Annotated in this window: 6 protein-coding genes; 4 read left to right on the top strand and 2 right to left on the bottom strand. The window is 58.1% G+C overall.

All coding sequences use genetic code 11. From position 1 onward, the window contains the following. The first annotated feature begins 607 nt into the window (after positions 1-607). Positions 608-2,143: a globin-coupled sensor protein gene (locus tag OOZ53_RS21775; protein ID WP_271091850.1), complete on the top strand. Its 1,536-nt coding sequence runs from the start codon at positions 608-610 to the stop codon at positions 2,141-2,143. Positions 2,144-2,275: 132 nt separating this feature from the next. Here the strand turns inward: OOZ53_RS21775 and asnB are convergent, their stop codons facing one another. Together asnB and OOZ53_RS21765 are read right to left on the bottom strand one after the other, a co-directional pair. After that, on the bottom strand, positions 2,276-4,138 hold the full coding sequence (gene asnB, locus OOZ53_RS21770) for an asparagine synthase (glutamine-hydrolyzing) (RefSeq protein WP_271091849.1): 1,863 nt from the start codon (positions 4,136-4,138) through the stop codon (positions 2,276-2,278). A gap of 24 nt (positions 4,139-4,162) precedes the next feature. Next, complete coding sequence (locus OOZ53_RS21765) at positions 4,163-5,221, bottom strand: sugar-transfer associated ATP-grasp domain-containing protein (protein ID WP_271091848.1); 1,059 nt, start codon at positions 5,219-5,221, stop codon at positions 4,163-4,165. Between the two features lie 161 nt (positions 5,222-5,382). On the opposite strand from OOZ53_RS21765, the gene OOZ53_RS21760 reads away from it, so the two are divergent. The 3 genes from OOZ53_RS21760 to OOZ53_RS21750 are packed head-to-tail and all read left to right on the top strand — an operon-like array spanning position 5,383 to position 8,850. Beyond that, positions 5,383-6,558 carry a hypothetical protein gene (locus OOZ53_RS21760; protein WP_271091847.1) on the top strand — a complete coding sequence of 392 codons (1,176 nt, stop codon included), beginning with the start codon at positions 5,383-5,385 and terminating at the stop codon, positions 6,556-6,558. Further along, the gene (locus tag OOZ53_RS21755; RefSeq protein ID WP_271091846.1) at positions 6,555-7,784 is read left to right on the top strand and encodes an ATP-grasp domain-containing protein; all 1,230 of its coding nucleotides are present in this window, start codon (positions 6,555-6,557) and stop codon (positions 7,782-7,784) included. The genes OOZ53_RS21760 and OOZ53_RS21755 overlap by 4 nt, the downstream gene beginning before the upstream one ends. Before the next feature lie 13 nt (positions 7,785-7,797). Beyond that, complete coding sequence (locus OOZ53_RS21750) at positions 7,798-8,850, top strand: GNAT family N-acetyltransferase (RefSeq protein ID WP_271091845.1); 1,053 nt, start codon at positions 7,798-7,800, stop codon at positions 8,848-8,850. Positions 8,851-8,864 lie beyond the last annotated feature (14 nt).

The raw sequence follows: 8,864 nt of genomic DNA, 5'->3' as shown, positions 1-8,864 counted from the left end.
GACACCTCACGCAAAAGCGAAAAGTGTTACCTATGTGTCCGGTACGTTTTGTTACCTATCTCTCAGGCCGGGCAATGGCTCGCAAAGGCCAAATCAGTTTTCCAGAAAAGTTCCGGAAGCACGGGAGCCGTGGTCAGGACCGCGTCGGCGGTGCTCGCCCGCATGGAGGATGACAGGAACGTCGCCTGAACCGCCGGTAAGAGGTACGTGCGTTCCGGACTTCTCCCGCCCTGAAAGATCCCGGAAAAATATAGAAAAGTATAATTTGTAACTGAATATTTGTAATAGTTTCATCTATAGATTGAATTTGTTGAAAATCGTCATAAAGCCGACGTCCATTGGTTGTGTACAAATAATACTAAATTTTCTTTTAGTATTTGTTTACCATGGCTACGCAACATGAATGCGAATTTGCCGACTTGTCTTTCTGATGGTCGGCACCGGCGCCAGAATCGGTTGGCGACTATGGGTGCACCCGAATTATGATGACGGCGGTGTGCCGTGACCTGACGGTAGTTGAGGGTACGTTACGACGCGCCACGGCCTGACGCGGTGGCTGTTGTTCGCGCGACTGCGTGTCCTGATCACCGGCTATGCGGGAATTCTGATGGACAATTCGGCACACGATAACGGTTTGCAAGAGAGAATGGCGTTCATGGGCCTGGACGACGAGGCTTGCGCGCGCATTCGCGATCTCAAGCCGGTTGTTGACAGGGAACTCGGACGCGGTCTCGACAAATTCTATGAAAAGCTTCGCGAAACGCCGGACGTCAGGCGGTTCTTCTCGTCGGAAGATCAGATGCGGCGGGCAAAGGGCGCGCAGGAAGGGCACTGGAACAGCATTGCCCGCGGAAGTTTCGACAATGACTACATGGCCAAGGTCAAGACCATCGGATCGGTCCACGCGAAAATCGGCCTGGAGCCGCAATGGTATATCGGCGGCTACGCCATTCTGGTTGAACATCTCGTCAAATCGGTGATCAAGGAGCACTGGCCGCGGCAGGTTCTGGGCCGGCGCACCAAGTTGGACGCGGACACATTTGCCGACGCGCTCGCGGCGCTGATCAAAGGTGTTCTGCTCGATATGGATCTTGCCATTTCAGTCTACATCGACGAGGCCGAAGCGGCGCGCGAGGCGGCCCAGGAGGCCGGGATCGCCAAGGAGCGCGATCTGGTCACCGGCATATTCGGACAGGCGCTGTCTCACCTGTCGCAAAAGGATCTGAGCTTCGCGGTGAGCGATGACATTCCCGACGCCTACAGCGCCCTAAGGAGCGATTTCAACAATTCGGCTGAAACGCTTTCAACCGCGCTCCGGCAGGTTGGTCAGGCCGCCGGCGCGATCAAGGCGGGTTCGTCGGAGATAAGTGCCTCGGCGAGTGCTCTTTCGAAGCGCTCCGAGCAACAGGCCGTTTCCGTCGAGGAGACGGCATCTGCTGTTGAAGAGATCACGGCAACGGTCGAGTCGACCGCCAAGCGCGCCGAGGAAGCCAGCAGCCTGATCAGGCAGACGCGCGAAAACGCGGAACAATCCGGCGATGTGGTCAAACGGACCGTCGCAGCGATGAGCGAGATCGAGAAATCCTCCGACCAGATCGACAACATCATCGGCGTGATTGACGACATAGCCTTTCAAACAAACCTTCTTGCATTGAATGCCGGGGTCGAAGCCGCGCGTGCCGGCGAGGCCGGAAAAGGCTTTGCCGTCGTCGCGCAGGAGGTTCGCGAACTGGCGCAGCGTTCCGCCGTCGCGGCCAGGGAGATCAAGGAGCTGATCAGCAATTCGGGCAATCAGGTTCGCTCCGGTGTCGCCCTTGTCGCGGAAACCGGCGAGGCGCTGGAAGCGATAATCGGCGGGATCGGCGAGATCAGCGATCATGCAGCAACGATCCTTCAGAATGCCCGCGAGCAATCCAACGGGCTCAAGGAAATCAACCAGGCGGTCAACATGATCGACCAGAGCACCCAGCAGAACGTTACCATGGTGGAAGAATCGTCCACGGCGTCGGATGAGCTGGCAGCGCAAGCGTCGTCGCTCGCTGCGCTGCTCGACCAGTTCACCCTGAGCGGAAATTCCGCGGACCATGCGACCGCTGAATTTGATGCCATGCTGCCTGTCGAAGACAACAGATCCGTCGCATAGCGAAACCGGTATTTGCCAAGGCCATGGTTCGCGCTCCCAAGCGCGAACCGTGTCTGCGGCATCCCGGCCGCGCTACGAAATTGGCGGCGGGCAAAGGTGCACCGCGAATGTGCCGGATCGTAAGCCGCGAATCTAAGGCGTAGCGGCGCCGATCAGCCTTTCGCCCATTTCCTCGGCGGTGACGCCTGATGCATAAATGCGGACAAAGACTTCATGACCGACCAGGCGTGCGCGCAGAAAGGCATTTTGCCTGCACATTTCGACAAGGCGACCTGTTTCCACCGCGCTCCATCCCATCAACTCGCGCAGCACGCCCCCGTTCAGGAGCGTTTCGGTCCCAACAAAATAGTCGTTTGTTATCGGGAAGCCCCTTTTCCGGGCGAGAATGTTTTGCTTCGGCAGGTAGTTGGCCGCTACCTGCTTCAGAAGCCACTTTCCCTGCCGTTGACGGTATTTGAGCATGGGTGGAAGGTTCAGGGCAAAGTCGATGACGCGGTTCTCCAGAAATGGCACGCGCAACTCGACCGACGATGCCATGGAAACGCGATCATGGCGATGGATGATGCCTTGCATATGCCCGTAAAGATCGAAGATACCATTACCGGCATAAACGCGTTCGGATATCGGCCGCAGGTCCTGAAGCGCTTCCATGATATCGTTCTGGCGGAAGCTGTAGGCTGCCGAAAGGGACGATGCGAACTGCAAGGCTGCTCCTGACGCCAGTCCGCCCATGGCGTTGACGAAGGCGGAACCGATCAGGCGGTCCATCCGCCGCTCGCGTGCGTTGCGTGTGGGGCCGAGCACGGCAAGCAGGAAAGCATGGAATGCGCGCCGAGCCGAACGGGCGTGCCAATCATAGCCGCCAAACAGTTCGTCGGATCCTTCGCCGGTCAGCAGAACCTTTATGCCGTCTTCCTTGCAGCGCCTGGTCAGTGCGAGAAGCGCCGGTGTAGCGTTGCTGAGATTGCCATTCTCGACATGGCGGATTGAGTCTGCCGCCAGCCGCAAATACTGGTCTCGGTTCAGTGCAATTCGATTCAATGGCACACCCAGCCGGGAGCACGTGCGCTGCGAGTCTTCCGCTTCGCTGACGCCGGTATCGGGATCGATGACATAGGCGTGAAACGGCTTGACGAAGTCACGGGTCAAAGCCGTGACCAAGCCGGAATCAACGCCGCCGGAACAGGCGGTCGCAAGCGCTGCATCGGACTGGCAATGCATGCCGACACTCTCGCGCAGCAAGGTCTCAAGTTGTGACCTTGCTTGATCGACATCCGGCCGGCGATTGCCCAGCCGCTGCATATCGAGTGCTCTGAGCGCATGCCAGAACGAGCCTTCGTGCACGCCTTTATCGTCAATCCGCCAACAGGCGCCCGGCGGCAGCCTCCTTACGTCCTGGAATGAAGACAGATGCGAGTCGATGCTCTGAAATGCCAGGGCCAGGGTCAGGGATCGCGGGTCGATGCGCGTACCAAATCCGGACGCGCGGAGCACAGCCTTGTCTTCGGAGGCAAAAACATAGCGGTCGCCGGCAGCGGCAAAGGAAAGCGCCTTGATGCCCAGCCGGTCGCGGCATAGCCACATGGCCTTCTTGCGCCTGTCGAAATAGGCGAAGGCGAACATTCCGGTAAAGCGCTGCAGCGCCTCTTCCACGCCCCATTGGTGCAGTGCATGCAAAACGACCTCGGTGTCGCTTTCGCTGACGAAGCCGATACCGGTCTCTTCCAGTTCGGCGCGCAATTGCCGGAAATTGTAGACCTCGCCATTGTAGACGAGCACCCCTTTTTCGTCGGGTGTGATCGCCGGCTGCAAACCCCGGTCGGAAGGATCGAGAATAGCCAGGCGGCAGTGCCCCAGCGTCAGGCGCTCGTCAGACCAGAAGCCCTCGCCATCGGGTCCGCGATGGGCGATTGCGCTGATCATGGCGCGTATGTCGGCTGTATCGGCATCGGTCACGCGACCTGTGCGCCGCCAGATTCCGGCTATCCCACACATTCGGTTGCCCCTGTTTCCTGCGCCCTAAACCATGCGGAATTCAGCAAGAATGTCCCGCTTGGCTTCGGTGTCGAGCAGCGGGCTGGCACTCTGCACGGCATCGATCCCCGGCAGCGTATTCATCTCGACAACGGTGATTCCCTCCTCCCGCAGCGCGATATCCCAGCCCACCAGTCCAGGGCGCGGTAGGATGCCGGACAGTTCTGCGACCGTCTTGTGGATCAATGGCCAATGCGGCAAGGTTTCGCCCGCCACCAATGTCCCGGTTTCCGGATGCCTGTCGGATGTTATGCGTGCGAACTTCGCTTCATCAAAAGAGACACAGGGGCCGAGAACGCCGGAATCAAGGTCTACGCTTGATATCGTGCCCCCTTGTGCGACCAGGAAATTGTCCGTTGGTGCCGACCGGCTGGTTCCGCATTTAAGGACGGCGGCCAGAACGACCACCCTATAGTCCACTGACGAGGTCGCCGTCATCACACGGACGGTATTGACGGCACCGGGAAACAGTCGGCGCGCCCAGGCGGATTGATCGATAATATCGGAGATCATGAAATCCAGCGGAAGGGCGGCGATCTGGTCTTCCAGGCCCGATCTGTCCAGATATTGACCATTGACACGGAAACCAACTTCCTCGCGTTCTACCTGGTACGCTCCGGCGCCCTTGCCCGAATCTGCCGGTTTGATGAAGATCGCACGGCCCGACTCCAGCAGCGTTGGCACCTGTGACCGTTCGGTGATCTCCATTGCCCGATCATCGACTGTGACAACCCGGTTTCCGGCAACATAGTGGGTCACCGGCGGTGAAACCTCCGGGCGTATCTTGTCGAGCCACAGTTTTTGCGAAATCTTGTTGTGCAACGCCGCGTACAGCATACGATTGTAGTAGGCGCGCCTTCTGTAGAATTTGGTCTGGCAAATGTACTTCCCTGAACGGCGGAGGTCCGGTGGAAGAAGTGCAATTGATCGAGACGAATGGCCGGAGACAATTGACCGGATGCGCCATATGGGATGTGGTACATGATGCCTGAATTCTTCGGCAACAAGGTCAGAAAACACATTAAGACGAGTAGCTATCCCCATCCCCGACTTAAATCACAAGTATTGCGGCCGATCAATCGTTCCCCTATCTTGCGCAAATACTTGGAATGCCTTCGACATTCTGCCCCAATGACTGGTCCGGTCTCCCATGGTGAATGCGGCTGTTCGGCCTGTTGCCGATCGACATGAATGAAAGTGGCCGGATGGAGAAACCCGAACACCTGTCATTGTCCTATGTACAGTGCGAGGCTGAAAACCGGGACGGCGCATCTTCGCTCGCCATACGGTTTTCTGCCGGCAGTTATGTGCGTCATGCCCGTTTTTCCAGTCAGGGTGCGCCGCTTGCGGCGACTGGCGATGCGCTTCTTTGCCTGGGTTTGCCCCCGGCAATGGAACTGGGGCTGGATCTGCATATCGACGCCGAGGTCGATGCCGGCCTGATAGGCCAATCAGCCGACATACAAAGGCTCCTGTGTGAATGGTACGCCGGCTATAAACCGGTTTCTGTGAAAGCCGGCACGACCCGGCGTGAATATCTGCCGGACAGAGGCGCGGGTTTGTATTTTTCGGGGGGTGTCGATTCCTGTTTTTCGCTGGCAGCCGCACACAACGACCTTGCCGGCCTTGTCACGGTCATTGGAGCCGATGTCGATCCGGATGACCGGGACCGGGTCGAGCGGCTGAAATCCATCACCGGCGATGTCGCCGTTCATTACGCGTTGAAGACGGTTTTCGTGACCACCGACATCCGGCAGACCTCGGACCCGCTGATTGGCTGGGTTGAATATCACGGCGCTGTGCTTGCCGCGATCAGGCACATGCTGGCCGGTGAATTCGAGAACCAGCTTATCGCATCGTCCGCGGACGAATCATCCTGGAATCGGCGATGGGGTTCGCACCCTGCGCTCGACAGTCTTTGGGCGACGGCGGGCGCTCGCATCGAGCACCATGGATTGGTCGACAGGCTTGCAAAGATCGAAAGGCTGGCTCGTGAGCCCGCGCTGATGCGTCACCTCAGGGTCTGCAATCTCGCCTTCGACAATTGCGGAAAATGCGACAAGTGCCTCTTCATGCTGGCGGCGTTCGAGCTGCTGGACATGGGCGGTTCTGCACCGACATTTGCCGGCGATTTGCCCGCCTCGCCATCTTTGCGGGTAACCGGAGAAGGCTCGCTGTCCGATCTTGTGAAGATGCGGGAATACGCGCTGGAAAAAGGGGGGCATGACGATATCGTGGCGGCCATCGACAAGGGTTTGCGGAACTACAGGCTGAAAAAAAGCTTCAACCGTCTTGTGCCGGTCGCGGAGGCCAAGCGGCGTTTCAAGAGGCTCAAGCGGAAATTTCGATTCAAACGGGCAACCGCGGAGATGGGGGCATGAGCTTGCCGGCGCTCAGTACGATCTATCGGCCGGGCACATTCCTGGCACCGCGGCTGGAGGATGCATCGGCCCAATGGGTGCCGTCGGATCGTTCCACGGTGGAATTCATGACGGCAAACCTCATGGCGTGCGCCGGTGATTTTCCGATGCTCGTCCACAAGGCGACCATGTCTCCCGATGGGCTGGAACTGATGGATCGTTGCGGAGTGGAGGTCGGCTCGGCGATTGAAACCTATGAAACGCCCTCGCAATACCGGGACGCCCTGTTGAAACGCATCCGCGAGGGACAGACCGCGGCCTATGTCTATCCGTCCGGCGGCAAGGGCACTGACGGCGGAGCGCTGGTCGATGATCAGTGCCTTGAGTTTCTCAACAACAAGCAAAATATTGCGCAATTGGCGGGAAGTGGGAATGTCCCCCAACGCACCTTGATCGACAACGGAAACCGCGGGCAGCTGGATTCCCTCACCGTCCCGATTGCTCTCAAGATCGCAACCGACGAACCCAACGCGGGGGGCTTCGATGTTGCGATCTGCCGCAGGCGTCGCCACCTCGACCGTGCTCTTGTCCGGTTCAGGCAAGCGCAGACTCTGATCGCTGAGGAACTGATTGACGAAGTGCGGAACTGGTGCGTGCAGTTCGCCGTCATGGCGGACGGCAGCGTTTGCGAATTGGGCGCGACGGAGCAGGTCTGCATGAGCGGCGGAATACATGCCGGAAACCTTTACCGTGCAGATACATCACCGGCGGAAAATGTTACGTCGATCGGCCGCTCGATAGCGCAAGCCGGCAGCAAACTCGGGTTCCGTGGCCTTTGCGGTTTCGACATTCTCGTCGACCGGTTGGGGAAGGCCTATGTGATTGACCTTAATTTCCGGCCTGTATCCAGCACGGCCTTTATCTATGAGGCAACGCGGCGCAATAACATAAACAAGGGTGCGCGCATTGCCCGCCTCGCATTCTGCAGATCGGAAGGAACGCTTGCGCAGATGATCCGCCATTGCGATCATGGATTTCGTGAAGGCTGGGCAGTCCCGCTGGCCACATTCGAACCGCGCCGTGGCGGATTTGATTCCGAAACGGCGCGCATGCGTCTGATGATCATTGCCGAAGACCACAAGACCCTGCGAAAAAGGGAGCAAAGCCTCAAAGCCTGCGAGATTGATTTTGTACGGTTGCCAAGCAGCCTTGACCGGATGAAACGCCAGCTTCGGAACCTGATCTGATATGGAAGCGCGATTGCAGGGCAAGTCGGATTACGCCTGGGAAATCATTGATGACGAAGCCGGTCTCGACCGGATTGCGCCCGAATGGTCGGCACTGAACGCCAAGTGCGGACCTGAAGGATTTTTCACACGGCTTGAGGTTATCAGGGCGAATTGGGCGCGCCATCGCGGTGATCCTGGAAAATCACTTCACATTGCGGTCTTCCGGCAGGCGGGCGACCTTATGCTGTGCGCGCCGATGGTGAAGGTTCGCGAGCCGGTCGGGACCCATAAATTTCTCTGGCTGGATTCCAAGACGCCCCTTTATGACGACGTGCTTCTCGATCCGGATGTTGAAGTCGAGACTGCAGCCCGGCAGTTCATGAGGTTTCTTTCCTCTTCCCTTTTGACCCGTCTTTTGAAAATCGGCTTTGTGCGGGAAGGGTCGGCTCTTTTCAAGATGCTGCAAGCGGCCGGACTTCCGCTTCACTTTCGAACCGGCGCCCCGTCAGTCAGAATATCGCAATATCGGGACTGGGAGTACTATCTGTCGAGTATTTCGGCAAATAGGCGTCAACAATATCGAAACTTCTGCCGGAGAATAGAAAAGGCCGGCGCGCTGCCGGTTCGGTTCGTAACAGACCCGTCCGAGCGCCGGAGTCAAATGGCAGCTCTTTTCGCTGAAAAAAGGCTTTGGGTGGAAGCACGCGATGATCTTCTGGACTGGATCGTGCCTGCGGAAACCGAAGCCTGGTTTCAATATCTCTCCGATCAGGATGACGGCACGAACCGGTGCCACCTTATTCAAATGAACTCGGAGACAGAGTGGATATCAAGCATGCTGTTTTTCGAGCGCGGCGACCGTTTGTTCTTGTCCAAGTTTGTCCACAACAAGTCATGGGACCGTTTCTCGCCCGGCTGGCTGATCGTCAATGAAGTCGTGAAATATGGGATCGAACGGGGCTTCGATGAGGTGGACTTCATGATCGGCCGAGGTGTGTGGAAAGATCGTATTGCCGACAAGACGAGCGGAATCTACAGCTGCCGCGCTGGGCTGTTGCCCTGGCAGCGCGGGCGGTATTCGTGAGATGCGCGCCGGGC

This window comes from Allohoeflea poritis (genome assembly GCF_027889715.1).
GTDB lineage: Bacteria > Pseudomonadota > Alphaproteobacteria > Rhizobiales > Rhizobiaceae > Hoeflea_A > Hoeflea_A poritis.
The sequence above is the reverse complement of the archived record's forward strand: the minus strand, read 5'-3'. Positions and strand labels throughout refer to the sequence as shown.